At 60.7% G+C, this 26009-nt stretch carries 22 protein-coding genes; 16 read left to right on the top strand and 6 right to left on the bottom strand.

Going from position 1 to position 26009, the window contains the following annotated elements; genetic code table 11:
- Positions 1-85 precede the first annotated feature (85 nt).
- The 6 genes from ABTV22_RS02345 (at position 86) to ABTV22_RS02370 (ending at position 7337) form a co-directional block, all read left to right on the top strand.
- Positions 86-694 carry a YqiA/YcfP family alpha/beta fold hydrolase gene (locus ABTV22_RS02345; protein WP_433738384.1) on the top strand — a complete coding sequence of 203 codons (609 nt, stop codon included), beginning with the start codon at positions 86-88 and terminating at the stop codon, positions 692-694.
- Positions 695-760: 66 nt separating this feature from the next.
- Entirely contained in the window at positions 761-2665 is a 1905-nt protein-coding gene (gene parE / locus ABTV22_RS02350; RefSeq protein ID WP_433738385.1) for a DNA topoisomerase IV subunit B, read from the top strand.
- On the top strand, positions 2665-3654 hold the full coding sequence (locus ABTV22_RS02355; protein ID WP_433738386.1) for an esterase-like activity of phytase family protein: 990 nt from the start codon (positions 2665-2667) through the stop codon (positions 3652-3654). The genes parE and ABTV22_RS02355 overlap by 1 nt, the downstream gene beginning before the upstream one ends.
- Positions 3651-4175 (top strand): retropepsin-like aspartic protease family protein, encoded by a 525-nt coding sequence (locus ABTV22_RS02360; RefSeq protein WP_433738387.1) that lies wholly within the window; start codon positions 3651-3653, stop codon positions 4173-4175. The genes ABTV22_RS02355 and ABTV22_RS02360 overlap by 4 nt, the downstream gene beginning before the upstream one ends.
- 7 nt (positions 4176-4182) lie before the next feature.
- Complete coding sequence (gene parC, locus ABTV22_RS02365) at positions 4183-6447, top strand: DNA topoisomerase IV subunit A (protein ID WP_433738388.1); 2265 nt, start codon at positions 4183-4185, stop codon at positions 6445-6447.
- A 176-nt stretch (positions 6448-6623) separates the two neighbouring features.
- Positions 6624-7337: a PqiC family protein gene (locus ABTV22_RS02370; protein ID WP_433738389.1), complete on the top strand. Its 714-nt coding sequence runs from the start codon at positions 6624-6626 to the stop codon at positions 7335-7337.
- A gap of 231 nt (positions 7338-7568) precedes the next feature.
- Here the strand turns inward: ABTV22_RS02370 and ABTV22_RS02375 are convergent, their stop codons facing one another.
- The gene (locus ABTV22_RS02375; protein WP_433738390.1) at positions 7569-9089 is read right to left on the bottom strand and encodes an AhpA/YtjB family protein; all 1521 of its coding nucleotides are present in this window, start codon (positions 9087-9089) and stop codon (positions 7569-7571) included.
- Positions 9090-9224: 135 nt separating this feature from the next.
- Here ABTV22_RS02375 and serB point away from each other — a divergent pair, with 135 nt between their 5' ends.
- Positions 9225-10439, top strand: a complete 1215-nt coding sequence (gene serB, locus ABTV22_RS02380; protein ID WP_433738391.1) for a phosphoserine phosphatase SerB — start codon at positions 9225-9227, stop codon at positions 10437-10439.
- 100 nt (positions 10440-10539) lie between these two features.
- Here the strand turns inward: serB and asd are convergent, their stop codons facing one another.
- The 3 genes from asd to ABTV22_RS02395 are packed head-to-tail and all read right to left on the bottom strand — an operon-like array spanning position 10540 to position 13814.
- A complete protein-coding gene (gene asd, locus ABTV22_RS02385) occupies positions 10540-11400 on the bottom strand; it encodes an archaetidylserine decarboxylase (protein ID WP_433738392.1) in 861 nt (286 codons plus the stop codon).
- Between the two features lie 17 nt (positions 11401-11417).
- Positions 11418-12233, bottom strand: a complete 816-nt coding sequence (locus tag ABTV22_RS02390) for a rhodanese-like domain-containing protein (protein ID WP_433738393.1) — start codon at positions 12231-12233, stop codon at positions 11418-11420.
- A gap of 42 nt (positions 12234-12275) precedes the next feature.
- Positions 12276-13814, bottom strand: a complete 1539-nt coding sequence (locus ABTV22_RS02395; protein ID WP_433738394.1) for an HDOD domain-containing protein — start codon at positions 13812-13814, stop codon at positions 12276-12278.
- 166 nt (positions 13815-13980) lie between these two features.
- Between ABTV22_RS02395 and motA the strand changes: the two genes are divergently transcribed.
- Together motA and motB are read left to right on the top strand one after the other, a co-directional pair.
- A complete protein-coding gene (motA, locus tag ABTV22_RS02400; RefSeq protein ID WP_433738395.1) occupies positions 13981-14832 on the top strand; it encodes a flagellar motor stator protein MotA in 852 nt (283 codons plus the stop codon).
- Between the two features lie 3 nt (positions 14833-14835).
- Positions 14836-15861 carry a flagellar motor protein MotB gene (motB, locus tag ABTV22_RS02405; protein WP_433738396.1) on the top strand — a complete coding sequence of 342 codons (1026 nt, stop codon included), beginning with the start codon at positions 14836-14838 and terminating at the stop codon, positions 15859-15861.
- A 165-nt stretch (positions 15862-16026) separates the two neighbouring features.
- Here the strand turns inward: motB and rsgA are convergent, their stop codons facing one another.
- Complete coding sequence (rsgA, locus tag ABTV22_RS02410; RefSeq protein ID WP_433738397.1) at positions 16027-17058, bottom strand: small ribosomal subunit biogenesis GTPase RsgA; 1032 nt, start codon at positions 17056-17058, stop codon at positions 16027-16029.
- Between the two features lie 107 nt (positions 17059-17165).
- Between rsgA and orn the strand changes: the two genes are divergently transcribed.
- Positions 17166-17708: an oligoribonuclease gene (gene orn / locus ABTV22_RS02415; protein WP_433738398.1), complete on the top strand. Its 543-nt coding sequence runs from the start codon at positions 17166-17168 to the stop codon at positions 17706-17708.
- Positions 17709-17888: 180 nt separating this feature from the next.
- Entirely contained in the window at positions 17889-18500 is a 612-nt protein-coding gene (locus ABTV22_RS02420) for a trimeric intracellular cation channel family protein (RefSeq protein WP_433738399.1), read from the top strand.
- A gap of 92 nt (positions 18501-18592) precedes the next feature.
- Here ABTV22_RS02420 and queG read toward each other — a convergent pair whose 3' ends face one another.
- Complete coding sequence (gene queG, locus ABTV22_RS02425) at positions 18593-19657, bottom strand: tRNA epoxyqueuosine(34) reductase QueG (protein ID WP_433738400.1); 1065 nt, start codon at positions 19655-19657, stop codon at positions 18593-18595.
- A gap of 63 nt (positions 19658-19720) precedes the next feature.
- Here queG and ABTV22_RS02430 point away from each other — a divergent pair, with 63 nt between their 5' ends.
- The 5 genes from ABTV22_RS02430 to miaA are packed head-to-tail and all read left to right on the top strand — an operon-like array spanning position 19721 to position 25987.
- Positions 19721-21220: an NAD(P)H-hydrate dehydratase gene (locus ABTV22_RS02430; protein WP_433738401.1), complete on the top strand. Its 1500-nt coding sequence runs from the start codon at positions 19721-19723 to the stop codon at positions 21218-21220.
- On the top strand, positions 21208-21678 hold the full coding sequence (gene tsaE, locus ABTV22_RS02435) for a tRNA (adenosine(37)-N6)-threonylcarbamoyltransferase complex ATPase subunit type 1 TsaE (protein WP_433738402.1): 471 nt from the start codon (positions 21208-21210) through the stop codon (positions 21676-21678). Before ABTV22_RS02430 ends, tsaE begins: the two co-directional genes overlap by 13 nt.
- Positions 21679-23109 carry an N-acetylmuramoyl-L-alanine amidase gene (locus ABTV22_RS02440; RefSeq protein ID WP_433738403.1) on the top strand — a complete coding sequence of 477 codons (1431 nt, stop codon included), beginning with the start codon at positions 21679-21681 and terminating at the stop codon, positions 23107-23109.
- A gap of 8 nt (positions 23110-23117) precedes the next feature.
- On the top strand, positions 23118-25016 hold the full coding sequence (gene mutL / locus ABTV22_RS02445) for a DNA mismatch repair endonuclease MutL (protein ID WP_433741276.1): 1899 nt from the start codon (positions 23118-23120) through the stop codon (positions 25014-25016).
- A complete protein-coding gene (gene miaA / locus ABTV22_RS02450; protein WP_433738404.1) occupies positions 25016-25987 on the top strand; it encodes a tRNA (adenosine(37)-N6)-dimethylallyltransferase MiaA in 972 nt (323 codons plus the stop codon). Before mutL ends, miaA begins: the two co-directional genes overlap by 1 nt.
- The last annotated feature ends 22 nt before the right edge of the window (positions 25988-26009 follow it).

Raw genomic sequence — 26009 nt, forward strand, 5'->3', positions numbered from 1 at the left:
TGTTCATTTCCATGGTTACTGGTCCCCAACTCGCTCCGACACCCTGTAAACTCCGCCTTCTTTACCCGAAGCACAGGGAGTTCAAATGTCCGGCTCGATCCTTTATATCCACGGTTTCAACAGCGCGCCTGCGTCGAAAAAGGCCACTCAGTTGAGCCAGGTGATGGAGCGGCTGGGCTTGAGCGATCATTTGCGCGTGCCGGCCTTGCATCACCATCCCCGCGAGGCCATTGGCCAGCTGGAACAGGCGATTGCCGAGCTCGGTCGGCCATTGCTGGTCGGCAGCTCGCTCGGCGGCTACTATGCGACTCACCTGGCCGAGCGCCATGGCCTGAAGGCCCTGTTGATCAACCCTGCCGTCAGTCCGCACCGGATGTTTGACGGATTTCTGGGTACACAGAAAAACCTGTATACCGATGAAGCCTGGGAACTGACCCACGACCACGTGGCGGCCCTGGCCGAACTGGAAGTGCCGCCACCGCAGGACCCGCATCGCTATCAGGTTTGGTTGCAGACCGGTGACGAGACGCTGGACTATCGCCTCGCCCAGCAGTATTACCGAGCCTGTGCCTTGCGTATCCAGGCGGGCGGCGATCATAGTTTCCAGGGGTTCGCCACACAGATGCCGGCGATGTTGAGTTTTGCCGGCATTGGCGCGGATGCGTATCAGGCCATTGATTTCACGACACTGTGACACGGCCCTTTTTAGATTGAATTTTTTTTCACTGAACCACTTTTCACTGAAGGACGACGAGACCCCATGGCCACTCCCAGCGCTAGCTCTTATAACGCCGACGCCATCGAAGTCCTCTCGGGCCTCGACCCGGTGCGCAAGCGCCCCGGCATGTACACCGACACCAGTCGGCCGAACCACCTCGCCCAGGAAGTCATCGATAACAGTGTCGATGAAGCCTTGGCCGGGCACGCCAAATCGGTGCAGGTCATCCTGCACGCCGATCATTCGCTGGAAGTCAGCGATGACGGCCGCGGCATGCCGGTGGACATTCACCCCGAAGAAGGCGTGTCGGGCGTCGAACTGATCCTTACCAAGCTGCATGCCGGTGGCAAATTTTCCAACAAGAACTACCAATTCTCCGGCGGTTTGCACGGTGTGGGTATTTCGGTGGTCAACGCCCTGTCGACCGAAGTCCGCGTGCGTGTAAAGCGTGACGGCAACGAATACCAGATGACCTTCGCCGACGGTTTCAAGGCCAGCGAACTGGAAATCGTCGGCACCGTGGGTAAGCGCAACACCGGCACCAGCGTGTACTTTGCCCCGGACCCGAAATACTTCGATTCACCGAAATTTTCCATCAGCCGCCTCAAGCATGTGCTCAAGGCCAAGGCTGTACTGTGCCCGGGGCTGCTGGTCAGCTTCGAAGACAAAGGCACCGGCGAGAAAGTCGAATGGCATTACGAAGACGGCCTGCGCTCCTATCTGGTGGATGCGGTCAGTGGCTTCGAACGTCTGCCGGACGAGCCGTTCTGCGGCAGCCTGGCCGGTAACAAGGAAGCGGTGGATTGGGCGCTGCTGTGGTTGCCCGAAGGTGGCGACGCGGTGCAGGAAAGCTACGTCAACCTGATCCCGACCGCTCAGGGTGGTACCCACGTCAACGGCCTGCGTCAAGGCTTGCTCGATGCCATGCGCGAGTTCTGTGAATTCCGCAGCCTGTTGCCTCGCGGTGTGAAGCTGGCGCCGGAAGACGTCTGGGAGCGCATCGCGTTCGTGCTGTCGATGAAGATGCAGGAGCCGCAATTCTCCGGCCAGACCAAGGAACGTTTATCGTCCCGCGAAGCGGCGGCGTTCGTGTCCGGTGTGGTCAAAGACGCCTTCAGCCTGTGGCTCAACGCCAACCCGGAAACCGGCCTGATGCTGGCCGAACTGGCGATCAACAATGCCGGTCGTCGTCTGAAGGCCAGCAAGAAGGTCGAGCGCAAGCGCATTACTCAGGGGCCGGCGCTGCCGGGCAAACTCGCCGATTGCGCAGGGCAAGACCCGATGCGTTCCGAGCTGTTCCTGGTGGAGGGTGATTCCGCCGGTGGTTCGGCCAAGCAGGCGCGGGATAAAGAGTTCCAGGCGATCCTGCCGTTGCGCGGCAAGATCCTCAACACTTGGGAAGTCGACGGCAGCGAAGTATTGGCCAGCCAGGAAGTGCACAACATCGCGGTAGCCATCGGTGTCGATCCGGGCGCGGCGGACATGAGCCAGCTGCGCTACGGCAAGATCTGCATCCTCGCCGACGCCGACTCCGACGGCCTGCACATCGCAACCTTGCTCTGTGCCTTGTTCGTCCAGCACTTCCGTGCGCTGGTCGATGCCGGTCACGTCTATGTCGCCATGCCGCCGCTGTACCGCATCGACCTGGGCAAAGAAATCTACTACGCCCTGGACGAAGCCGAACGCGACGGGATTCTCGATCGCCTGGTGGCCGAGAAGAAACGCGGCAAGCCGCAGGTCACCCGATTCAAAGGTCTGGGTGAAATGAACCCACCGCAGCTGCGCGAAACCACCATGGACCCGAACACCCGGCGCCTGGTGCAACTGACACTGGACGATTTCGAAGCGACCTCGGAAATCATGGACATGCTGCTGGCGAAAAAACGCGCCGGCGACCGCAAGAACTGGCTGGAGTCCAAGGGCAACCTGGCTGAGGTTCTGGGCTGATGCGGCTGGGCTTTGCCCTGGCGTGTGCGTTGCTGCTGACCTCGATCACGGTGTCTGCCGAGCCGACACCGCAGCTACGAATGTTGTCCGAACATGCCATCGACGGTATGCGCGGCGGCAACCTCTCGGGGCTTGCCCAGTGTGGAAAGGAGCTGTGGACGGTTTCCGATCGCGACGACGACCAGATTTATCGCCTCCAAACCGGCGACGGCGTCTGGCAGGCTGAAGCGGTGGGTATCGGTGTACCTGCGGTGCCTGACAGCGGTTTGCCCTGGGGCCTGCGTTCCCGTGCCTGGCTGGCGTCGTTCGTACGCGGCGGCGACCTGGATTTCGAAGGCATCACCTGCGACAGCGCCGGCAATCGCTATGTGGTCAGCGAAGCACACGCGGCGGTCTTGCAAATTCCGCCAACGGGGCCGACATCCTGGCTGAAGATTTCGCCGCTTATGGTTCGTGAAGCGCGGGCCAGTGGCCTGTTGCTGCGCTTCAACGCGCTGTTCGAAGGGCTGGCGATCAGCCCTGAAGGCGACCAATTGTGGTTGGCCGCCGAGCGCGAGAGTCGCGGGTTGCTGCTGATCAAGCGAAAGCAATCCGTTTGGGACTGCGATGGCGGCTGTGTATTGCTGAGCGAAGCCGGAAAGGAAATGCAGCCAGCACAATTTCCCCACGCCAGGGCGATGCCCCGGGATTTTGCCGACCTGTCGCTGTTCAACGGCAAGCTATTTACCCTGGAGCGCAACGCGTTCGAGATTTGCCGTCGCGATACCGTGACGGCCAAGGTCGAGCGCTGCTGGTCGTACGCTGATGAGGCGTTGCAGGAAAATCGTCGTTATCCACAACCTTTCGGGCTGGCGGAAGCATTGGTCGTGGACGCCGAGGGCGCCTGGATCGGTATCGACAACAATACCGGTGCTCGCGCCGATGGCGAGGTCAGGCCGATTGTCTGGCGCTTTGCCGCGCCGGACGGTGGCTGGAGTGCCAAGCCATGACTCAGCAACCGCCAGGTAAACGCGCCGGTCGGGTATTGATGGTGCTGGCCTGGTGTGCGGCGTTGTTTTTGGCGACGCGGTTTTTCGGGCAATGGGAAGAACGACAGCAAAATCCCAATGCGATGCTCAGTTCGCAGCAGGGCGAAGGCTTTGTCGAGGTGAAACTGCTTGGCAATGCCCAGGGGCATTTTGTCGCCAACGGCCAGATTAACGGTCAGCCGGTTGAGTTCATGCTCGACACCGGGGCGACCGATGTATCGATCCCAGCGGAGCTGGCCAAGCGCTTGAAGCTCGAAGAAGGTTTTGGTGTGACCCTGAGCACGGCCAATGGTCTGAGCCAGGGCTATCGCACCCGTATCGAAAGCCTGCAGTTGGGCGACATCGTGCTGCGGGACGTCCGCGCACTGGTGGCGCCCGGCCTGCATGGCGATCAGGTGCTGCTCGGCATGAGCGCGCTGAACAAACTTGAATTTACCCAGCGCGGTGGCACCATGCTGCTGCGCCAGACAACGAACCGATGAGGCCCGCATGAGCGACATCCTTGCAGACAGCTTAGATGGCGTAGAACGCCGATCGCTGGCTGACTTCACCGAAAATGCCTACCTCAACTACTCCATGTACGTGATCATGGACCGTGCCTTGCCGCATATCGGCGACGGCCTGAAGCCGGTACAACGGCGCATCGTCTACGCCATGAGCGAATTGGGGCTGGACGCCGACTCCAAGCACAAGAAATCGGCGCGTACCGTCGGTGACGTGCTCGGTAAATTCCACCCCCACGGCGACTCGGCCTGCTATGAAGCCATGGTGCTGATGGCCCAGCCGTTCAGCTACCGCTACACGCTGGTGGACGGCCAGGGTAACTGGGGTGCGCCGGACGATCCCAAATCCTTCGCCGCGATGCGATACACCGAGGCGCGCCTGTCGCGCTATTCGGAAGTACTGCTCAGCGAACTGGGGCAGGGCACCGCAGACTGGGGCCCGAACTTCGACGGCACCCTCGACGAGCCGCTGGTTCTGCCAGCACGTTTGCCGAATATCCTGCTCAACGGCACCACGGGTATCGCCGTGGGTATGGCCACCGACGTGCCGCCGCACAACCTGCGGGAAGTCGCCAGTGCCTGCGTGCGCTTGCTCGATGAGCCCAAGGCGAGCGTCGAGCAGCTCTGTGAACACATCCAGGGGCCGGATTACCCGACCGAAGCGGAAATCATCACGCCGCGTGCCGACCTGCTGAAAATCTACGAATCCGGTCGGGGCTCGGTACGCATGCGTGCCGTTTACCACATCGAAGACGGCGACATCGTCGTCACGGCGCTGCCGCACCAGGTCTCCGGGGCCAAGGTCCTGGAGCAGATTGCCGCGATGATGCAGGCAAAACCGTCGAAAGCGCCGCAGGTCGCCGACTTGCGCGACGAATCGGACCACGAGAACCCATGCCGCATCGTGATCATTCCGGTCAACAGCCGCGTTGATCATGACGCACTGATGCAGCACTTGTTCGCCACCACTGATCTGGAGTCCAGCTACCGGGTCAACGTCAATATCATCGGCCTCGACGGCAAGCCACAGCTGAAGAACCTGCGCGCCTTGCTGGTGGAGTGGCTGGAGTTCCGGGTACAGACCGTTCGTCGCCGCCTGCAATTCCGTCTCGATAAGGTCGAGCGTCGCCTGCACCTGTTGGACGGTTTGCTGATTGCCTACCTCAATCTGGATGAAGTGATCCACATCATCCGCACCGAGGAGCATCCACGGGCCAAGCTGATCGAGCGTTTCGCCCTGAGCGAAATCCAGGCTGATTACATTCTCGACACCCGGTTGCGTCAGTTGGCGCGCCTGGAAGAAATGAAGCTGCGCGCCGAGCAGGATGAACTGCTTAAGGAGCAAGCCAAGCTGCAAGCCTTGCTGAGCAGCGAAGCCAAGTTGAAGAAACTGGTGCGCAGCGAGCTGATCAAGGACGCCGAAACCTATGGCGACGACCGTCGCTCGCCTATCGTCGAGCGCGCGGAAGCCAAGGCGCTGACAGAAACCGAGCTGCTGCCCAACGAAAAAGTCACGGTTGTCCTGTCGGAAAAAGGCTGGGTGCGTTCCGCCAAAGGCCACGAGATCGATGCCACGGGGCTTTCCTACAAGGCTGGGGATGGATTCAAGGCCCTGGCGGCAGGGCGCTCCAACCAGTTTGCCGTGTTTATCGATTCCACTGGCCGCAGCTACTCGGTCGCTGCGCATACCTTGCCATCGGCCCGTGGCCAGGGCGAACCGCTGACCGGTCGTCTGACGCCGCCGCCGGGCGCCAGCTTCGAATGTGTGCTGATGCCGGAAGACGATGCGCTGTACGTCATCGCATCCGACGCCGGCTACGGTTTTGTGGTCAAGGGTGAAGACCTGCAGGCCAAGAACAAGGCAGGCAAGGCACTGTTGAGCCTGCCGAACAACGCCAAGGTGATCTTGCCGCGTCCGGTGGCCGATCGTGAGCAGAACTGGCTGGCATCGGTGACCACCGAAGGTCGCCTGCTGATCTTCAAAATCAGCGATCTGCCACAATTAGGTAAGGGCAAAGGCAACAAAATCATCGGAATTTCCGGTGAGCGCGTGGCCAGTCGCGAAGAATATGTCACGGACATCGCCGTCATACCGGAGGGCGCCACGCTGGTGCTGCAGGCCGGAAAACGTACCTTGTCACTGAAAGCGGACGACCTGGAACACTACAAAGGTGAGCGTGGGCGTCGTGGTAACAAGTTGCCACGTGGCTTCCAGAGGGTAGATGCGCTGCTCGTCGAAAACCTCAATTAAGCGTCCTAGAGGCGCCGGTCGGCGATTTAACGTGCAGATCGGCGCTTTGACGCTGGAGTCGGAGCGCATATTCACGGATGATATGCCCTTTCAAGCGCCGGCGTGGCCGAGCGTTCTTCATATTTATTGAGTATTTTCACTGTGGTCAGCCTTGTGGCGATCACCTGGATGGGACGATGACTGCTCTGCGCCTTCCTTTTATTTTGATGCTCGCTGGCGTTCTTGGCCTGGCGGGTTGCAGCGTTCACCAACCGGTGTCGCTGTATCAACTGGACAGCGGAAGTCCGGTTCAGCCTGCGCAAGGCGCGGGCATGGCTGTATTGTTGGGTCCGGTAACCGTTGCTGACTACCTGCAGCGTGAAACGTTGCTGCAGCGTCAGCCCGATGGCAGCCTCCAAGCCTCGGTCGATGGTCGTTGGGCGGGAAGCCTGTCTTCGGACATCGACCAGTTGCTGCTGCGTCAGGTCGCCGGTCACCTGGACAGCCAGCGCGTGGTATTGGCGCCGGCAACCACTGGGTTCACCCCGGACGTTCAGGTGCTGCTGACCATCACTCGCCTGGATTCGGGTGAGAAGCAACCGGCGATCCTCGACGCCCAATGGCGCTTGATCGACCGCCGCGGTCAGGTGCGCGATAACCGCATCATTCATCTGCAAGAGCAACATGCCGGCAACACGGCCGCTCAGGTTCAGGCTCAGGGCGTGCTGTTGCAGAAACTCGCCGAACAGCTGTCGGTCGCCCTAAAACCGCTGGCCAACCAGGCACCGATTGCCGAAGCACCAAAAAAACCGGCGGCCAAGCCGGTAGCGCCTGCGGCAGAAGCGGAAAAGCAGCCGAAGATTCCGATGGCAGCACCGATCCGCACGGATATGGAAGTGTTCCGCTTCTAAGGCTGGACGGATTCGAAACAAAGCCCGCATTGATGCGGGCTTTGTTGTTTCTGCACGTCATGGATCTTTAAGGTCAGTACCGGCCTATCGCGGGCAAGCCTTGCTCCTACAGGTTTTGGCCTGGACGACATAGAGCCTGTAGGAGCGAGGCTTGCCCGCGAAGAGGCCAGAGCAGGCAATAAAAAGCCCGCAGACGATCACTCGTGTGCGGGCTTCTTCATAGCGCGGCTTTTACGCCCGACGCTCATGCATCCGCGCCAGTTGCCGCTCGAGCATCGACGGATATGGCTCCATCAACCGCTCCACGCAGCACGCACCCTCAGGGCTGGCAATCGGGCGGATTCGCGCACGTTGACGAATCAGTGCATCGTCACCGATCTTGCGCTCCACCAGCAGCAGGTTGCGGCTGTGTTGTGACAGGGCCAAGGCGTCCTGCGCAGGGTCGGTCAACAACAGGTCGATCTGGCTCAGGCCGAACAGATCGTCGCCCAGGGTCAGGCCCAGTTGCAATTGCAGGGTGATGCCGCTGTCGGCGACTTCGATCTGCAACTGATGGCCCAGTGCCCGCAACAGTTCACCGCAGCAGATGGCGTTGGTCAGGTAGTCGTCGCCGCTGTCTTCGGTGTGGAAAAGCATCAGCGTACTGCCATCGTTCAGCGTGTGCAGTTCGCTCTGGTAGAGCGAAGCAGCCTGGTCGAGGCAGTCGCGGTAACGTTTGAGCAGTTCTTCCAGGCGAGTACGGGGCAGGCGGCGCAATTGCTCTTGCGAGCCGAGCTGAACAGCCAGAATCGCACTGTGCTGCGGTACGTTGGATGGCACCGGTTTGCCCAGCGGTTTTTCGGTGTTGTCCGGGGCCTCATCGAGAAGATCGGCGAACGCATCGTCGTCATCGTCTTCGACGGTGCTGACCGTGCGTCGTGGCGCCGCTTTCATTGCTGCCACCGGGCGGCTTTCGTCGAAACTCGGATCGCGCAGGTTACGCACTTCGAAGCCGGGTTCGGCGTCGTCGTAATCGTTGTCGTCGAACTCCGGTTCCGGCACGGGTTCAGGTTCGGCCGGTTCAGGTGCGAAGTCGGCGTGCAACTGACGCGCCAGGTCGCCGATCTCGTCCTGACGGTCGGTGGCCGGGGTATGTTCGTCGATATGACGCAGCCACACCCGCAACTGCAGGAGCGGCGTCGTAATGTGCCGGCCCAGGCGCAGGCTCAAGGCCAGGGACAGCGCCAGCAGAATCGCGCTCAGAATGCCCATGCTCTGCAAGCTGATGGTCATCGGCTGCTGGAACTGATCCATGTCCAGGCTGATGCGCAACTGGCCGGCGGTCACGTCCTGGAAGGTGATCTTGCTTTGGTAGATGCCTTCGGCTTCGCCCAGCAGGCCGTGCTTGGGACGCTGACCGGACTCGGCAAGGATGCGGTTATCCATGCTGTAGATGGCGGCGTGGGCCACCAGCTTGTTCTTGGTCAGGTTGTTGAGCAGCACATTGAGGCTGAGGATGTCATTGGACACCAACAGCTCCGTGGCCGAAGTGGCTGTCTGCGTGGTCAGGCTTTCGCCCAGCGCATCCGCCTGCTCGTGCATGGCCTGCTTGAACTGCAAGCCCATCACCCCGGCATAGATGACCAGGGCCAGGGCGACCAGAATCACGTTATGGCTGGCGATGCGCAATGCAATCGGTACACGGCGATGGCGCAGTGCCCGGAAGATCAGCAGGAAGAAGTTATCGGTTTTTACTGGCGTGGGCCGGTTCACTTGAGCTCGGCTCTTTTGTCCGTGAAGTTGACGCGCAGTATAGCGACAGGCCCTAGACCGTCAAAGCGCTCACGGTGCCCGATGGTCACTGAAAGTGGGTAGAATGCGGTTTTTTTCCACCTGCGGGGGTGCGCCTTGCGCGAAATCGTCCTGATAAACATCACTGGTGAGGACCGTCCGGGTCTGACCGCGGCCATTACCGGCGTTCTGGCCCAGGGTGGTGTGAACATTCTCGACATCGGTCAGGCGGTGATCCACGACACGCTGTCGTTCGGCATCCTGGTTGAAATTCCTGACACCGAACAGGGCAAGTCGGTACTCAAGGACATCCTGTTCAAGGGCTATGAGCTCGATCAACAGGTGCGTTTCACGCCGGTGTCCGAAGAGGATTACCGGCAGTGGGTCGGCAATCAGGGTAAAAAGCGCCACATCGTGACGCTATTGACCCGCAAAGTGACCGCCGGGCAATTGCAGGCCGTGAGCTCGATCACCGCCAAGTACGGTTTGAACATCGATCACATCGATCGTTTGTCCGGGCGCATGCCGCTGGATATGCCGGCCGACAAGGGCAAGGGCTGCATCGAGTTTTCCGTGCGCGGCGAAGCGGCCGATCCGCAGGCGCTGCGAGCCGAATTCCTCAGCGTGGCTCAGGACCTGAACGTCGACATCGCTTTCCAGGAAGATTCGCTGTTCCGTCGCAACCGTCGCCTGGCGGTGTTCGATATGGACTCGACCCTGATCGAAGCCGAGGTCATCGACGAGTTGGCCAAGGCTGCCGGCGTTGGCGACAAAGTGTCGGAAATCACCGAGCGGGCGATGGCCGGTGAACTGGACTTCCGCGCCAGCTTCAAAGAGCGCCTGGCGTTGCTTAAGGGGCTGGATGTCGGCGTGCTGGATTCGATTGGTGCCTCGCTGCGTCTGACCGAAGGTGCCGAGACCCTGTTCGCTGAACTCAAGCGCCTGGGCTACAAGACGGCCATTCTGTCGGGCGGCTTCACCTACTTCGCCAAGCAATTGCAGGCGAAGCTGGGTATCGACTACGTGTTCGCCAATGAATTGGAAGTGGTCGATGGCAAGGTCACCGGCGTGGCGATCGAACCGATTGTCGATGCGCAGCGCAAGGCTGATCTATTGAAGGAGTTGGCGCACAAGGAAGGCTTGCGGCTGGAACAGACCATTGCGGTCGGCGACGGCGCCAACGACTTGCCGATGCTGGCGATTGCCGGGTTGGGCGTAGCGTTCCGCGCCAAGCCACTGGTCAAACAGTCGGCGAAGCAGGCGATCTCCACCCTTGGGCTGGATGGCGTGCTGTATCTGCTGGGCTTGCGCGATCGCGACGGCCAGCTCTAAGGAGTGAGCCCAATGTAGGAGCCGGCTTGCTGGCGATGGCGTCCTTGATGGACCTATCGCCAGCAAGCCGGCTCCTACAGGTTTGCATTCGGCAAAAAGCTTAAGCCTTCGGCAGACCCATGCCTTGGCCCATCCGCACCGGCGATCCCGCCGCCAGTTCTTCAGCCCATTTCACCTGATCCGGCCCAAACAGCACGACAGCCGTCGAACCCAACTTGAAGCGACCCAGTTCCGCCCCTTTTTCCAGGTGAATCGGCGCGCGGGCGGCTTCGTCGTAACGGAAGGTTTTCAGCTCGCGTTTGGGCGGTGTGACCAGGCCGGCCCACACGGTTTCGATCGAGGCAACGATCATTGCGCCCACCAGCACCACGGCCATCGGCCCGCGCTCGGTGTCGAAAATGCACGCCACGCGTTCGTTGCGGGCGAACAGCTCCGGTACGTTTTCAGCGGTGGTCTGATTGACCGAGAACAGACGGCCAGGGATGTAGATCATCTCGCGCAGGGTGCCGGCCAGCGGCATGTGCACGCGGTGGTAGTCCTTGGGCGACAGGTAAATGGTGGCGAAGTCACCGCCCATGAATGGCGCTGCGTTGGCGGCATCGCCACCGAGCAATTCCAGCACGCTGAAACTGTGGCCCTTGGCCTGGAACACGCGGCCGTGCTCGATTGGGCCAAGCTGGCTGACCGCACCGTCGGCCGGGCTGAGGATCGCGCCTGGGGTTTGATCCAGCGGGCGGGCGCCGTCTTTCAGGGCGCGGGTGAAGAAGGCATTGAAGTGCTCGTAGGCGGTCAGGTCCTCGACCAGTGCCTCGGACATGTTCACCTGATAGCGCTTGGCGAACCAGGCGGTAAAGGCATTCTTGAACCAGCGCACACGGCATTCGGCGATGCAGCCGGCCAGTCGCGAGAGCAAGTTGTGAGGCAGCAGGTACTGGCTGAGGATAAACAGACGCTTGTTCATTAACTGTCCTTAAAACCTTAATTCTCTACAGGGGTGTCGGGATGGTTGCCCCATTCGCCCCAGGAACCGGCGTAGCCTTTGACCCGCGGATAACCGAGGGATTTGGCCACCAGGTAGGTGAAGCCAGAACGATGGTGAGTCTGGCAGTGGGTAATCACTTCTTTGTCCTTGCTGATCCCGAGTTGCTCGAGGATCTGCGGCATGTCGGTACGGATGCGCAGGTTACGCGCCTTGTCCATGCCTGCGGTCCATTCGAAATTGACCGCGCCTGGGATATGCCCGCCCTTGGCCGCCAGCACTTTCTCGCCGGAGTATTCCAGCGGTCCGCGCGCGTCCCAGATCGCAAGGTCAGCAGCGCCGAGACGGCTTTGCAGGTATTCGCGGGTGGCCGTGGGTTCATCGCGCAGGGTCAGTGCGACCGGTCCACCCGCAGCAGGCGGGATCTGGATCGACATGGGCAAGCCTTCTGCCAGCCAGGCAGTCAGGCCGCCATCGACATAGTGGTACTTGCTGTGGCCGATGACGTCCAGCAGCCAGATAAAGCGCCCGGCCCAACCGCCACCTTCGTCGTCATAAACCACGTAGACCGCATCGGGGTTGTGTCCCAGCTCACCGAACAAGGCTTCGAGTGCTGCTTGCGGCGGCATCAGCCCCGGCGCAGGTGCCTGGCCCAGTTGTGTACGTTTGGGGTCGACAAATCGCGCACCGGGAATATGCCCTTCGGTGTAGCGAGCGCTGCTGGTCAGGTCCACCAGAATCAATTCGCGGGACTCGAGGCGAGGGAGCAAGTCGCTCGGTTCGATCACCAGCGGCAAGCCAGAGAAGTCAGGCATGTGAGGTCTCCAGGGCACAAAAGGGAGGATTGTAGCGCAGCGCTATTGGCCGCGGCGGCTAAAGTTATGCAGCGCTTTCTCGATGCACTGCGCGGTTTTACCGAAGGCTTGTACGGTGATTTCCGAAAACGGTCCACCGCCCTGGTCCGCCACGACGATCATGATCACCCGGCCATTGTTGACCAGCGAGCGCAGCAGCAGGTGTTCGCCACTGAACTGCGAACGCAGGCTGTTGGGTAGCAGGGCGGAAAATTGCGCGTTGTTGTCGGGTGTCAGGCGCAGCTGAGCCTGTTGCGCGAGTAAACGTTGCAACACGCTGCTCTGGCTCACGGCAAAATTCAGTCCGGCTGCTTCCTTCGGCAGCCCGGCGATCTGGTGCACTCGCAGATTGGCGTGGGTGCGGTCGGCCATCAGGATCATCACCCGGCGCATGCCGCACGCGACCAGTGCGTCACGGGCGGAGGTGGTCAGGTGCATGGCATTGGTGAAGCGACTTGGCTCGACCAGCAGCTCGGCGCACTGTTTGCGCCATTTCGCCAGGTCTTCGGCGTTTGGCGCCGGAGCCGGCAACAGTCCGGCGTGGACACGGTTCGTGCCCCACGGCCAGATCAGCGCCACCGCCGGGTGCCACAGGTCGGGCATGGCGTGCTGGCGCGCACTGTTGGCTGCTTGCTGATGCAATTGCTGCTGGACTTCGTCCATCGGCATTTGCAGATAAAGACTGGTCAGGTATTGCCAGCGCTGACTGTGGGGGCTGTCCCAGGCTTGCTGTGCCGAGAGTGCAAGGCCGTTGGCCAGCAGCACCGTGTTGGCTGGCTGATTGAGCCAGCGGCGCAGGGTTGGATCGTCGTCAAGGCGGTTCTGCTGGCGCAGCGGATGTTCGCTATCGCGGGCAATGCGCAGGACTTTCACCAGTTCTCGTTGCTCGCTGAGCAACAATCGATAGCCTTGTTGAACCCAGATTGGCAGGCGCCAGAGCTCCACCAGCGCCAAGCCGATGTCCAGCAGGCGTGCGCCAAACAATTGCTTTTCGACTTTACGCGCCGACTCTCCTTTATGGATGACCCGCAGCTCCCAGTCTTCGAGCAGTTGCGGATGTGTCAGGGCCAAAGGCCAAAGTGGCGACAGAAACAGCAGGCTACCCCAATGGATGTCTTGCCACAGGCGGGCCAGGCGGTTGGCAAAAAAACCGTTGGCCTGTTGAGTGGCGTGCTGGCTGATCATCTGCAGCTGGCGCAGGGCTTTCGGAATCTCGGCCATGGGCTGGGCTGGCAAGCGCTCCAGCAACTCTTCAGTGCGCTTGAGGCCTAGGCGATTGATCGCGATTTCAAGATTTTCCGCAGGCTCGGTCATGCTGCCGTGGGTATGTCGGTTGGCCTCACGGATCACGCTCAAGGCCAGGGCCGGGCTGTCTTGCATCAACTCGGCGATGTCACGCACCGAGCTGCGACTGTCGCGGATCGCCCGACAGACACGGTCGTGACTGGCCTGGGGAACGGGCAGGCGCACACCATCCAGAAGCTTGATCCAGCCTTCGAGCGTGGTGGGTTTTGGAGTCGGGAGGTTCGTTTCGTTAGCCATGTCTGGAGGCGATCATCATCAGCATTTCCCGGGCCCGGAGAGGGTCAAATTGGCTTTTCGCCTGAACTGCCTTTAGTCTGGCGCAGTTTTGCCGATAAGTAGAAGAAGAGATTTATTAACTTCCGAATATGACCTTGAACCCGACTCAGTAAGTGCTCTCCTACCTATGGCTAAAATTATCGGCATCATCGTCGTATTCGCGAGCGTGCTCGGCGGATACGTGCTCTCCCACGGCAAAATCGCCGCCCTGATCCAACCCTTCGAGGTCATGATCATCGGTGGTGCAGCACTTGGTGCATTCCTGCAGGCCAACCCCGGCCACATGACGAAGCACGTGCTCAAGAAGTCCCTGAGCATGTTCGGTTCGCGCTTCAATCATGGCTTCTATCTTGAAGTGCTGGGCCTGATCTACGAGATCCTCAACAAGAGCCGCCGCGAAGGCATGATGGCCATCGAAGGCGACATCGAAGATGCCGCCGCGAGTCCGATCTTCGCCAAGTACCCGTCAGTCCTCAAGGACGAACGCATGACGGCATTCATCTGCGACTACCTGCGCATCATGTCCTCCGGCAACATGGCTCCTCACGAACTCGAAGGTCTGTTCGACATGGAGCTGTACAGCCTCAAGGAAGAACTGGAGCATCCTTCCCACGCCGTTAACGGCATTGCCGACGGGATGCCTGGTTTCGGTATCGTCGCGGCGGTACTGGGTATTGTTGTGACCATGGCTTCCCTGGGTGAGGGCGATCAGAAATCCATCGGTCTGCACGTGGGTGCGGCGCTGGTAGGTACCTTCTTCGGTATTCTCGCCGCCTACGGCTTCTTCGGTCCGCTGGCCCATTCCCTGGCGCACGATGCCAAGGAAGAACTGAACATCTACGAAGCCATCAAGGCCTCGCTGGTGGCCTCGGCCTCTGGCATGCCGCCATCGCTGGCCGTGGAGTTCGGGCGCAAGGTACTGTACCCGGCACACCGTCCTAGCTTTGCCGAGCTGGAACAAGCGGTTCGTGGTCGTTAAGTCATGGAGAACAATCAGCCGATAATCATCAAGCGCGTCAAGCGCTATGGCGGCGGGCATCACGGGGGCGCCTGGAAAATCGCCTTCGCCGACTTCGCCACGGCGATGATGGCGTTCTTCCTGGTGTTGTGGCTGTTGTCCACGGCAACACCGGAGCAGAAGATCGCCATCGCCGGTTACTTCAAGGACCCGATCGGCTTCTCCGAAAGCGGCACGCCCTACATCATCGATTTGGGCGGTACGCCGACCCTGGCGCCGGAAAATACCCTCAATCCCGAGGTGAAATCCCAGCCGCAACCGGACAAGGTGACCGTCGACGCCGAACAGGTCGAAGGCATGGCCGAGATGGTGGAAAAGGAGCGCCTCGAACTGTTGCTGCAAGAGTTGCAGAAAAAGGTCGAAGAAAATCCGCAGCTGCAGAAATTCAAAGACCAAATCATGTTCGAGATCACTCCGGACGGGTTGCGCATTCAGATCGTGGACGCCGAGAACCGGCCGATGTTCGACTCCGGCAGTGCGCGTCTGAAACCGTATTTCGAAGATATCCTGCTGGCCATGGCCGACACCATCAAGGCTGTGCCGAACAAGATCAGCATCAGCGGTCACACTGACGCCAAGCCGTACAGCGGTCAGGGCGATTTCGGTAACTGGGAGCTGTCGGCCAACCGTGCCAACGCCGCTCGCCGGGCGCTGGTCGCGGGTAGCTATCCGGAAGCGCAGGTGGCTCGGGTGGTGGGTTATGCCTCGTCGGCCCTGTTTGACCGTGAGCATCCGTTCAATCCGGTCAACCGCCGCATCGACATCATCGTGCTGACTAAGAAAGCGCAGCGTGCGATCGAAGGTTCACAAGGTGCGGAGCCTGTACCAGAAACCCCGTCTGCAGCTCCGGGTGCTGCCCCGGCCACGCCGGTCGACCCGAATGCGTTGCCGGCGGACAAGGAACCGTTGCCGGCGCACGAGCTTCGCGAGCGTTTGAATCTGTTTGACGATCCGGCGCCGAAGCCGGGTGAGACGCCCAAGCAGCCATGACACTTTGTGTGTAGGAGCTGCCGAAGGCTGCGATCTTTTGACTTTGTTTTTTAAGCTAAAAAGATCGCAGCCTGCGGCAGCTCCTACAGGGGAATGAATCTACCGGCAGTAGACATGAAAAAGCCGCGAGTTGATCGCGGCTTTTTCATGTCTGCTGGAAACGACTCAGTAACCGTTCTCCGGCAGGCTGGCGATGATCGAGCGGTAGCTGTTCATCCGTTGTTGTTGCACACGGCCATCTTCCAGGGCCTTGAGCAGGGCGCAACCGGGTTCGCGGTCGTGCTTGCAGTCGCGGAAACGGCAGGTGCCAAGCAGGTCGTTGAACTCGATGAAGCCGGCTTCGACGTCGGCACGGCTGACGTGGCCCAGGCCGAATTCGCGGATGCCCGGGGAGTCGATCAGTTCACCGCCGCCGGGGAAGTGGAACAGGCGCGCCGTGGTGGTGGTATGGGTGCCCTGGCCGGACAGTTCGGACAGCGGGCCGACACGGGTTTCGACGTCCGGCAGCAAGCTGTTGACCAGCGATGATTTGCCGACGCCGGATTGGCCGACGAATACGCTGATGCGTCCGTCCAATTGCTTCTGCAATTGCTCCATGCCGTTGCCATGGTGAGCCGACACTTCGAGCACTGGATAACCCAGGGAGCGATAGACCGCCAGCAAGGCATTCAGTGCCGGGGCGTTGTTTTCATCGATCAAGTCGAACTTGTTCAGCAACAGCAGCGGCTTGATCCCGGCGTGTTCGGCGGCCACGAGGTACCGGTCGATCAGGTTGGCATGGGGCTCGGGCAGCGGTGCGAAAACGATGACGATCATGTCGACGTTGGCCGCCACGGGTTTGAGCTGGCCACGGCTGTCCGGACGGCACAGTTCAGTGTTGCGCGGCAGCTGCGCCACGATCACGCCGATACCCTGGTTGCCGGCACGCCAGACCACCTGGTCGCCGGTGACCAGCGCCGGCAGGTTGGCGCGCAAATGGCAACGGAACACCTGGCCCGCCAGCTCGCCATCGCGGGCCTCGACTTCGACCTGCACACCAAAGTGGGCGATCACCAGGCCGTGCTGTTCCGGGCCCAGGTCGCCACCTTCGAGCGCCTCGACAGCCGAGGACTCGCGTTTGGCGGCGCGGGCAGCGCGTTCGCCCTGAATCTTTTCGATGCGCCAGTTTTGACGACGATTGAGTTGGCGTTTGGCCATGGGTGTTCCGTATCAAGAATGCAGCGATTAGGTAAAACGGCCGCGAGTTTAGCACGCCCGGCCACCGGCCTAGGCTAAACTGCGCAGCATTGCCTAGGAGCCGACACATGCAAAACTCACAGAACCTGATCTGGATCGACCTGGAAATGACCGGTCTGGACCCGGATAACGACGTCATTATCGAAATGGCCACCATCGTCACCGACAGTGACCTGAACACCTTGGCCGAAGGTCCGGTGATCGCTATCCATCATAGCGACGAAGTCCTCGCTCGCATGGACGAGTGGAATACCCGTACCCATGGCAACTCGGGTTTGACCCAGCGTGTGCGCGAAAGTCGCATCAGCATGGCCGAAGCTGAAGCCCAGACCATCGCCTTCCTGGAAAAGTGGGTGCCCAAGGGCAAGTCGCCGATCTGCGGCAACAGCATCTGCCAGGATCGTCGCTTCCTTTATACCCACATGAAATCCCTGGAAAGCTACTTCCACTATCGCAACCTCGATGTCTCGACCCTCAAGGAACTGGCGGCTCGCTGGGCGCCAGACGTGCGCGACAGCTTCAAGAAGGGCAGCACCCACCTGGCCCTGGACGACATCCGCGAATCCATCGCCGAGTTGCAGCACTACCGTCAGCATTTCATCAAGTTCTAACTGATGAACCAGGTCTCTATGTAGGAGCTGCCGAAGGCTGCGATCTTTTGATTTTTAAATAGACAAAATCAAAAGATCGCAGCCTTCGGCAGCTCCTACAGGGGGTTGTGGTGCTCTTGCCCTCTTTTGGTGCCAATGCTAAATGGCTAGACTGCGCGCCCTCCTGCAAGGACCGCCACCATGTTGCTGATGCTCTACCTGATCGCCATCACCGCCGAAGCGATGACCGGCGCGCTCTCTGCGGGCCGTCGCGGCATGGATTGGTTTGGTGTGGTGCTGATCGCTTGCGTCACGGCGTTGGGCGGCGGTTCGGTGCGTGATGTGCTGCTCGGTCACTACCCGCTGACCTGGGTCAAGCACCCGGAATACCTGATATTGACCACGATTGCGGCGATGATCACCGTGTTTACCGCGCGCTGGATGCGCCATTTGCGCTCGCTGTTCCTGGTGCTGGACGCCGTCGGTCTGGTGGCCTTCACCCTCATCGGCTGCATGACCGCATTGGAAATGGGCCACGGCATGCTGGTTGCGTCGGTCAGTGGCGTGATTACCGGGGTCTTCGGCGGCATTCTGCGGGATATTTTCTGCAACGACATTCCGCTGATTTTCCGCCGCGAACTCTACGCCAGCGTCTCGTTCGCGGCGGCGTGGTGCTACATGTTTTGCCTTTGGCTGAACGTGCCGGGAGAGCAAGCGATATTGATCACGCTATTCGGCGGCTTCCTGCTGCGTTTATTGGCGATCCGTTTTCATTGGGAAATGCCGAAGTTCGTCTACAACGACGAAGCCTGATTCGACCTTAAATGTAGGAGCTGCCGCAGGCTGCGATCTTTTGATTCTGTTTTTAAAAGACGAGATCAAAAGATCGCAGCCTGCGGCAGCTCCTACGCGAGGCCGTGTTGTTTCAGGGCCCATTCGACGTGTTCACGCACCATCTCGGAGGGGTATTCGCGCCGGGCCTTTAAAGCCTCCAGCACCGGAATCGTTGACGGTGCATTGCCCAGCCCGACCGCCAGATTGCGCAGCCAGCTTTCGTAACCCGCTCGTCTTAAGGGCGATCCCTCGGTGCTGCTCAGAAATTTGCCTTCGTCCCACATGAACAGCTCGGCCAAGTCGGCGTTGTCCAGGTTGTGCCGTGGCTTGAAGTCGCTTTCACCGGACGGACGAGCGAAGCGGTTCCACGGGCAGACAATCTGGCAGTCATCGCAGCCAAATACCCGGTTGCCAATCAATGGACGCAGTTCTTCAGGGATTGCGCCCTTGAGTTCGATGGTCAGGTAGGAAATGCAACGTCTTGCATCCAGCACGTAGGGGCCGACAAAGGCGTTCGTTGGGCAGATGTCGAGGCAGGCGCTGCAACGACCGCAATGTTCGGTGGCGTGGGGCGGGTCGACCGGCAGCGGCAAATCGACGAACAGTTCGGCGAGGAAGAAATAACTGCCCGCCTTGCGATTCAAGACCAGGGTGTTTTTGCCGATCCATCCCAGGCCGGCCTGTTCCGCAATGGCTTTTTCCAGCACTGGGGCACTGTCGACAAACGCGCGATAGCCGAACGGACCGATGTGTGCCTGAATTTTTTCCGCCAGTTGTTGCACGCGCTTGCGGATCAACTTGTGGTAGTCGCGGCCCAAGGCATAACGCGAGACGTAGGCTTTTTCCGGTTGGGCCAGCAACTGCGCCATTTTGGTATCGCCCGACAGGTAGTCCATGCGCAGTGAAACGACGCGCAAGGTGCCCGGCACCAGTTCTTCCGGGTGCGAGCGTTTGCTGCCATGGGCGCCCATGTAGTCCATTTCGCCGTGGTAGCCGGCGTCGAGCCAGCGCTGCAGGTGCTGCTCATGCTCGGCCAGATCGAGACCGCTGATGCCGACTTGCTGGAAGCCCAACTCGCGGCCCCAGTCCTTGATGGATTGGGCGAGGGCGGGCAGGTCTGTGGTAATAGCGGGCATGAGACGAGAGAAACCGGAGCTGAGGTGCGTATAATTCTGCCAGACATCGGAGCCCGAAGACGCATGCCGCACACTAAAGATGATTTACCCGACGCGCTGTACAGTGCCGAGCAGGTCCGAGGGCTCGATGCGAGCCTGATCGCGGCCGGCACGCCGGGCTTCGAGCTGATGCAGCGTGCTGCCCGAGCCACCTGGCGCGCATTGGTCCGCCAGTGGCCGACGGCGAGTGAATTGACGGTGGTGGCCGGTCACGGCAATAACGCGGGCGACGGCTATCTGGTGGCGGTGCTTGCCAGGCGCGCGGGGTGGTCGGTGCAGGTTCTGGCGGCCGGCGATCCGCAGCAGCTGCGCGGCGATGCGGCATCGGCCCATGCGGAGGCCGTGTCGGAAAGTATCTATATCGAAGCTTGGACCGAGTGCTCCGAATTGCGCGGCCTCGTGCTGGACGCCTTGCTCGGTACCGGCCTTGCTGGCGATGTGCGTGAGCCATACGCCAGTGTCATCGCTGCAATCAATGCCAGCGGGCTCCCGGTCATCGCAGTGGATATTCCGTCAGGACTGTGTGCCAACACCGGTCGAATCCTTGGATGTGCAGTGCGGGCCGACCTGACGGTGACGTTCATTGGTTTGAAGCTGGGACTGTTCACCGGTCATGCGGCAGACGTAGTGGGTGAGCTGGTCTTCAACGACCTGCACGCCGATCCGCAGTTACTTGAAGGCGCACCGACCAGCGCCCGTCGTCTGACGCGCGGCAGTCTACCGCGTCTGGCTTCCCGGGCACCCACATCCCATAAGGGCGCCCTCGGTCATGTGCTGTTGATCGGCGGTGATCGTGGTCTGGGTGGCGCCATTTTGCTGAGCGCGCAAAGTGCGCTGCGCGGCGGTGCCGGCATGGTGTCGCTGGCGACCCGTCCGGAACATGTTCCGGCGGCGTTGGCGCGAATCCCGGAAGTCATGGCGCTGGGGACTTCGTCGGCCAATCAGCTCATGGGCTTGCTGGAGAAGGTTTCCGTGTTGGTTGTCGGTCCGGGCCTTGGTCAAGGGGCTTGGGGGCGCAGCCTGTTGTCGGCCGCCGCCAACGCATTGCTACCGCAAGTCTGGGACGCCGACGCATTGAATCTGTTGGCCGAAGAGCATGTGAACTTGCCCAAGGTCAGCGTGATCACCCCGCATCCGGGGGAAGCTGCACGTTTATTGGGCGTGAGTACTGCTCAGATTCAGGCCGATCGCCCTGCGGCGGCCCATGCATTGAGCAAAAAATATGCGGCGGTCGTGGTGCTCAAGGGGGCGGGAAGCCTGATTGCCAGTCCTGACGGGCGGTTAGCTGTGTGTCATCAAGGTCATCCGGCCATGGCCACTGCGGGTTTGGGCGATGTGCTGGCCGGTCTGATTGGCGCACTGCTGGCCCAGGGCATGGATGCATTCGACGCCACTTGTCTGGCGGTCTGGTTGCACGCCAATGCCGGTGAACAACAAAGTAAGTTCGGCCGCGGGCTGGCGGCCAGTGATCTGATTCCAGCCATTCGTCAGTTGTTGGAGGAGCAAACACCGTGTCTGAAGTAACCCTGTACCTGGCTGATGAAGAGGCGATGACGGCGTTTGGCGCACGCATTGCCCAAACCACTAAAGGGCACGGCCTGATTTTTCTTGAAGGCAACCTGGGGATGGGGAAAACCACATTGTCCCGGGGCATCATTCGCGGGCTTGGGCATGTCGGGGCAGTAAAAAGCCCGACCTTTACCCTGGTCGAGCCCTACGAGATTGGCGACATCCGCGCCTTCCACTTCGATCTGTATCGCCTGGTCGATCCGGAAGAGTTGGAATTCCTCGGTATTCGCGACTATTTCGAAGACGACGCCCTGTGCCTGATCGAATGGCCCGATAAAGGTGCAGGCTTTTTGCCAAAGCCCGACCTGACCATTACCATTAGCCCGCAAGGCAGCGGGCGTTCGCTGAAAATTTTATCCCAGGGCTCGCGTGGCGAGTCGTGGTGTGCCGCATTGGCATTGGAATCCAAATAAATGATGGGGTTAGGTATGCGCTTTCGCGCGTTGGTTGCTGCCGTAGGGGTGTTGTTTTTGGCGGTGACCGTCGACGCTGTGGCCGAGACGAAGGTCAACAGCGTTCGCCTGTGGCGGGCGCCGGACAACACACGGCTGGTGTTTGACCTGACAGGCCCTGTGCAGCACAGCGTCTTTACCCTGACCGCGCCGGATCGGCTGGTGATCGACATCAGTGGCGCGACCCTTGGCGCACCCTTGAACGTCAATAGCGCGAATACGCCGATCACGGCCATGCGTTCGGCCCAACGTACTCCGACCGACTTGCGGGTGGTGATCGACCTGAAAAAGCCGGTCACCCCGAAAAGCTTCTCTCTGGCCCCCAATGCCCAGTACGGCAATCGACTGGTGGTCGACCTCTTTGATAATCCCGCAGACGCCGCGCCAGCTCCAGCGCCGACGCCGTCGGTGGCCACGGTTCCGGCCGTGCCGGTCACGCCTGCCGAGCCGGCAATCAAATTGCCGCCGGCGCCTGCCGGCAAGCGCGACATTATTGTGGTGATCGACGCCGGTCACGGCGGTGAAGACCCGGGCGCCTCTGGCTCCCGCGGCCAGCGCGAAAAAGATGTGGTGCTGCAGATTGCCCGCGAATTGCAGCGGCAGGTCAACGGCATGAAAGGCTTCCGCGCCGAGCTGACCCGTACCGGCGACTATTTCATTCCGCTGCGTGGTCGTACCGAAATCGCCCGCAAGAAAGGCGCAGACCTGTTCGTCTCGATCCACGCCGACGCCGCGCCTTCGGCCGCCGCTTTCGGTGCTTCGGTGTTTGCCCTGTCTGATCGCGGTGCGACCTCTGAAACCGCCCGTTGGCTGGCGGACAGTGAAAACCGTTCCGACTTGATCGGCGGTGCCGGCAACGTCAGCCTCGACGACAAAGACCGCATGCTCGCCGGTGTGCTGCTCGATCTGTCGATGACAGCGTCCCTGACCTCCAGTTTGAACGTCGGTCAGAAGGTATTGAGCAACATCGGCCGGGTGACTCCGCTGCACAAACAACGGGTCGAGCAAGCCGGGTTCATGGTGCTCAAATCGCCGGATATTCCGTCGATTCTGGTGGAAACCGGGTTCATCTCTAATGCCAACGAAGCTTCGAAGCTCGCTGCGTCGAGCCATCAGCAGGCGCTCGCGCGCTCCATCAGCAGTGGCGTACGTCAGTTCTTCCAGCAGAATCCGCCACCGGGTACTTACATCGCCTGGTTGCGCGACTCCGGAAAGATTGCCCAGGGGCCACGTGATCACCGGGTAAGCCCTGGTGAGACGCTGGCGATGATCGCCGTGCGTTATCAGGTATCGCCAGCCACGCTGCGCAGTGCCAACAACCTGGCGAGTGATGAACTCAAAATCGGTCAACATTTGACCATTCCTGGCACTGAACTGGCGGCCAAAGAATGAACCCGGTGCTGACTAACGCTGCTCGCATTGAGCTGCTCAGTCCTCGGCTGGCGAACCAGATTGCCGCCGGCGAGGTGGTTGAGCGACCGGCGTCGGTGATCAAGGAGCTGCTGGAAAACAGCCTGGACTCTGGTGCCAAGCGCATTGATGTCGATGTGGAGCAGGGCGGCGTCAAGCTGCTGCGAGTGCGCGACGACGGTAGCGGCATTTCTGCCGATGACCTGCCGCTGGCCCTGGCGCGACACGCCACCAGCAAGATCCGCAACCTGGAAGACCTTGAACAGGTCATGAGCCTGGGCTTTCGCGGTGAGGCGCTTGCGTCGATCAGTTCTGTGGCACGCCTGACCTTGACATCCCGTACCCGCGATGCCGATCAGGCCTGGCAGGTCGAGACCGAAGGTCGCGAAATGGCGGCCAGGGTGCAGCCGGCAGCGCATCCGGTGGGCACCTCTGTCGAAGTTCGCGACCTGTTTTTCAACACACCGGCCCGGCGCAAGTTTCTCAAGACCGAGAAAACTGAGTTCGATCATCTGCAAGAAGTGATCAGGCGCCTGGCCCTGGCACGCTTCGATGTGGCATTCCATCTGCGCCATAACGGCAAGACCATCCTCAGCCTGCACGAGGCCCATGATGATGCGGCCCGTGCCCGGCGCGTTTCGGCCATTTGCGGTCCCGGTTTCCTGGAGCAGGCGTTGCCGATCGAAATCGAGCGCAACGGTCTGCACTTGTGGGGGTGGGTCGGGTTGCCGACGTTCAATCGCAGCCAGGCGGACTTGCAGTATTTCTTCGTCAACGGCCGTGCCGTTCGCGACAAACTGGTAGCCCACGCCGTGCGTCAGGCTTATCGCGATGTACTGTTCAACGGCCGGCACCCGACCTTCGTGCTGTTTTTCGAAGTCGATCCGGCGGGCGTTGACGTCAACGTGCACCCGACTAAGCACGAAGTGCGTTTCCGTGATGGGCGCATGGTCCACGATTTTCTTTATGGCACCTTGCACCGAGCCTTGGGCGATGTGCGGCCGGAAGACCAACTGGCGGCGCCGGTGGCGACAGCGGTTGTCCGGCCCACAGGGCTTGAGGCGGGTGAGTTCGGCCCACAGGGCGAAATGCGCCTGGCGGCCAATGCGCTGCTGGAGCAGCCTCAGGCGCAACCGACTATCAATACGCCGGCCGGCTCGGGTTCCGGTGCCGGTTATCAATACCAATACACGCCGCGACCTCAGTCCGCTGTGCCTGCCGCCGAGGCTCAGGCCGCCTATCGCGAGTTCTTTGCACCGTTGCCGGAGACCGGTGCGGTAGCGTTGCCGGCCGGGCAGGGCGATATCCCACCACTGGGTTACGCGCTGGCGCAGCTCAAAGGCATCTACATTCTTTCGGAAAACGCCCAAGGCCTGGTGCTGGTGGACATGCACGCCGCTCACGAGCGGATCATGTACGAACGCCTGAAAGTCGCCATGGCCAGTGAAGGCCTCAGCGGTCAGCCGCTGCTGGTGCCGGAGTCCCTGGCGGTCAGCCAGCGTGAGGCCGATTGCGCCGAAGAGCATGTCGCCTGGTTCCAGCGCCTGGGCTTTGAACTGCAACGCCTTGGCCCGGAAACCCTGGCCATTCGGCAGATCCCGGCGCTGCTCAAGCAGGCCGAGGCCAATCGACTGGTCGGCGATGTGTTGGCCGACCTGATGGAATACGGCACCAGCGACCGGATTCAGGCGCACCTGAACGAACTGCTCGGTACCATGGCCTGCCATGGCGCGGTCCGTGCCAATCGCCGCTTGGCCTTGCCGGAAATGAACGGTCTGCTGCGCGATATGGAAAACACCGAGCGCAGCGGTCAATGCAACCATGGCCGACCGACCTGGACCCAGTTGGGCCTGGACGATCTGGACAAACTGTTCTTGCGCGGTCGTTGATGAACCAGCACCCACCTGCGATTTTCCTGATGGGCCCGACCGCCGCCGGCAAGACCGACCTGGCCATCGAGCTCACCAAGGTTCTGCCCTGCGAGCTGATCAGCGTCGATTCGGCGCTAGTCTACCGCGGCATGGACATTGGCACCGCCAAGCCGTCGAAGGAGCTTCTGGCGCAGTATCCGCACCGTCTGATCGATATTCTTGACCCGGCCGAGAGTTATTCGGCCGCGGATTTTCGACGTGATGCCCTCGAAGCCATGGCCGATATCACCGCGCGTGGAAAAATTCCGCTGTTGGTAGGCGGCACAATGCTCTATTACAAGGCTTTGCTCGAAGGCCTGGCCGACATGCCGGCCGCTGACCCCGAGGTGCGAGCCCAGATCGAAGAAGAAGCTGCGCGCCTTGGCTGGCAAGCCCTGCATGAACAATTGGCAGCGATCGATCCGGTGTCCGCCGCGCGCATTCATCCGAACGATCCGCAACGCCTCAGTCGAGCGCTGGAAGTTTATCGTGTCAGCGGTCAAAGCATGACTGCCCTTCGTTTGCGACAATCTGCGCAAAGTACTGAAGCAGCCGCTTCGGGACGGCAACAATTGCCCTATACTGTCGCGAACTTGGCAATTGCTCCGGCAAATCGCCAGGTACTGCACGAGCGAATTAAACAAAGATTCACTTTAATGTTGGAACAGGGATTCATCGACGAGGTCGTAGCCCTGCGTAAGCGAAGTGACCTGCATGCCGGGTTGCCGTCTATACGTGCAGTAGGCTATCGACAAGTCTGGGATTACCTGGACGGCAAACTGACGTCAGCCGAGATGCAGGAGCGTGGAATCATCGCCACGCGCCAATTGGCAAAGCGTCAGTTCACCTGGTTGCGCAGTTGGACTGATTTACATTGGTTGGACAGTCTGGATTGCGACAATCTGCCGCGCGCCTTGAAATACTTGGGGGCCATCTCCATATTGAGCTGAGTCCTTGCAATTGCCGTCTATC

This window comes from Pseudomonas putida (genome assembly GCF_050990305.1).
Lineage (GTDB): Bacteria > Pseudomonadota > Gammaproteobacteria > Pseudomonadales > Pseudomonadaceae > Aquipseudomonas > Aquipseudomonas putida_AH.

What these genes read in the sequence shown, in the direction of transcription:
- rsgA (WP_433738397.1), bottom strand. Translation starts at nt 17,058, where the DNA reads ATGGCCAAACGCCAACTCAATCGTCGTCAAAACTGGCGCATCGAAAAG.
- ABTV22_RS02390 (WP_433738393.1), bottom strand. Translation starts at nt 12,233, where the DNA reads ATGCCTGACTTCTCTGGCTTGCCGCTGGTGATCGAACCGAGCGACTTG.
- miaA (WP_433738404.1), top strand. Translation starts at nt 25,016, where the DNA reads ATGAACCAGCACCCACCTGCGATTTTCCTGATGGGCCCGACCGCCGCC.
- ABTV22_RS02440 (WP_433738403.1), top strand. Translation starts at nt 21,679, where the DNA reads ATGATGGGGTTAGGTATGCGCTTTCGCGCGTTGGTTGCTGCCGTAGGG.
- ABTV22_RS02420 (WP_433738399.1), top strand. Translation starts at nt 17,889, where the DNA reads ATGTTGCTGATGCTCTACCTGATCGCCATCACCGCCGAAGCGATGACC.
- ABTV22_RS02355 (WP_433738386.1), top strand. Translation starts at nt 2,665, where the DNA reads ATGCGGCTGGGCTTTGCCCTGGCGTGTGCGTTGCTGCTGACCTCGATC.
- parE (WP_433738385.1), top strand. Translation starts at nt 761, where the DNA reads ATGGCCACTCCCAGCGCTAGCTCTTATAACGCCGACGCCATCGAAGTC.
- ABTV22_RS02395 (WP_433738394.1), bottom strand. Translation starts at nt 13,814, where the DNA reads ATGGCTAACGAAACGAACCTCCCGACTCCAAAACCCACCACGCTCGAA.
- ABTV22_RS02345 (WP_433738384.1), top strand. Translation starts at nt 86, where the DNA reads ATGTCCGGCTCGATCCTTTATATCCACGGTTTCAACAGCGCGCCTGCG.
- queG (WP_433738400.1), bottom strand. Translation starts at nt 19,657, where the DNA reads ATGCCCGCTATTACCACAGACCTGCCCGCCCTCGCCCAATCCATCAAG.
- asd (WP_433738392.1), bottom strand. Translation starts at nt 11,400, where the DNA reads ATGAACAAGCGTCTGTTTATCCTCAGCCAGTACCTGCTGCCTCACAAC.
- ABTV22_RS02430 (WP_433738401.1), top strand. Translation starts at nt 19,721, where the DNA reads ATGCCGCACACTAAAGATGATTTACCCGACGCGCTGTACAGTGCCGAG.
- ABTV22_RS02370 (WP_433738389.1), top strand. Translation starts at nt 6,624, where the DNA reads ATGACTGCTCTGCGCCTTCCTTTTATTTTGATGCTCGCTGGCGTTCTT.
- orn (WP_433738398.1), top strand. Translation starts at nt 17,166, where the DNA reads ATGCAAAACTCACAGAACCTGATCTGGATCGACCTGGAAATGACCGGT.
- motB (WP_433738396.1), top strand. Translation starts at nt 14,836, where the DNA reads ATGGAGAACAATCAGCCGATAATCATCAAGCGCGTCAAGCGCTATGGC.
- ABTV22_RS02360 (WP_433738387.1), top strand. Translation starts at nt 3,651, where the DNA reads ATGACTCAGCAACCGCCAGGTAAACGCGCCGGTCGGGTATTGATGGTG.
- parC (WP_433738388.1), top strand. Translation starts at nt 4,183, where the DNA reads ATGAGCGACATCCTTGCAGACAGCTTAGATGGCGTAGAACGCCGATCG.
- motA (WP_433738395.1), top strand. Translation starts at nt 13,981, where the DNA reads ATGGCTAAAATTATCGGCATCATCGTCGTATTCGCGAGCGTGCTCGGC.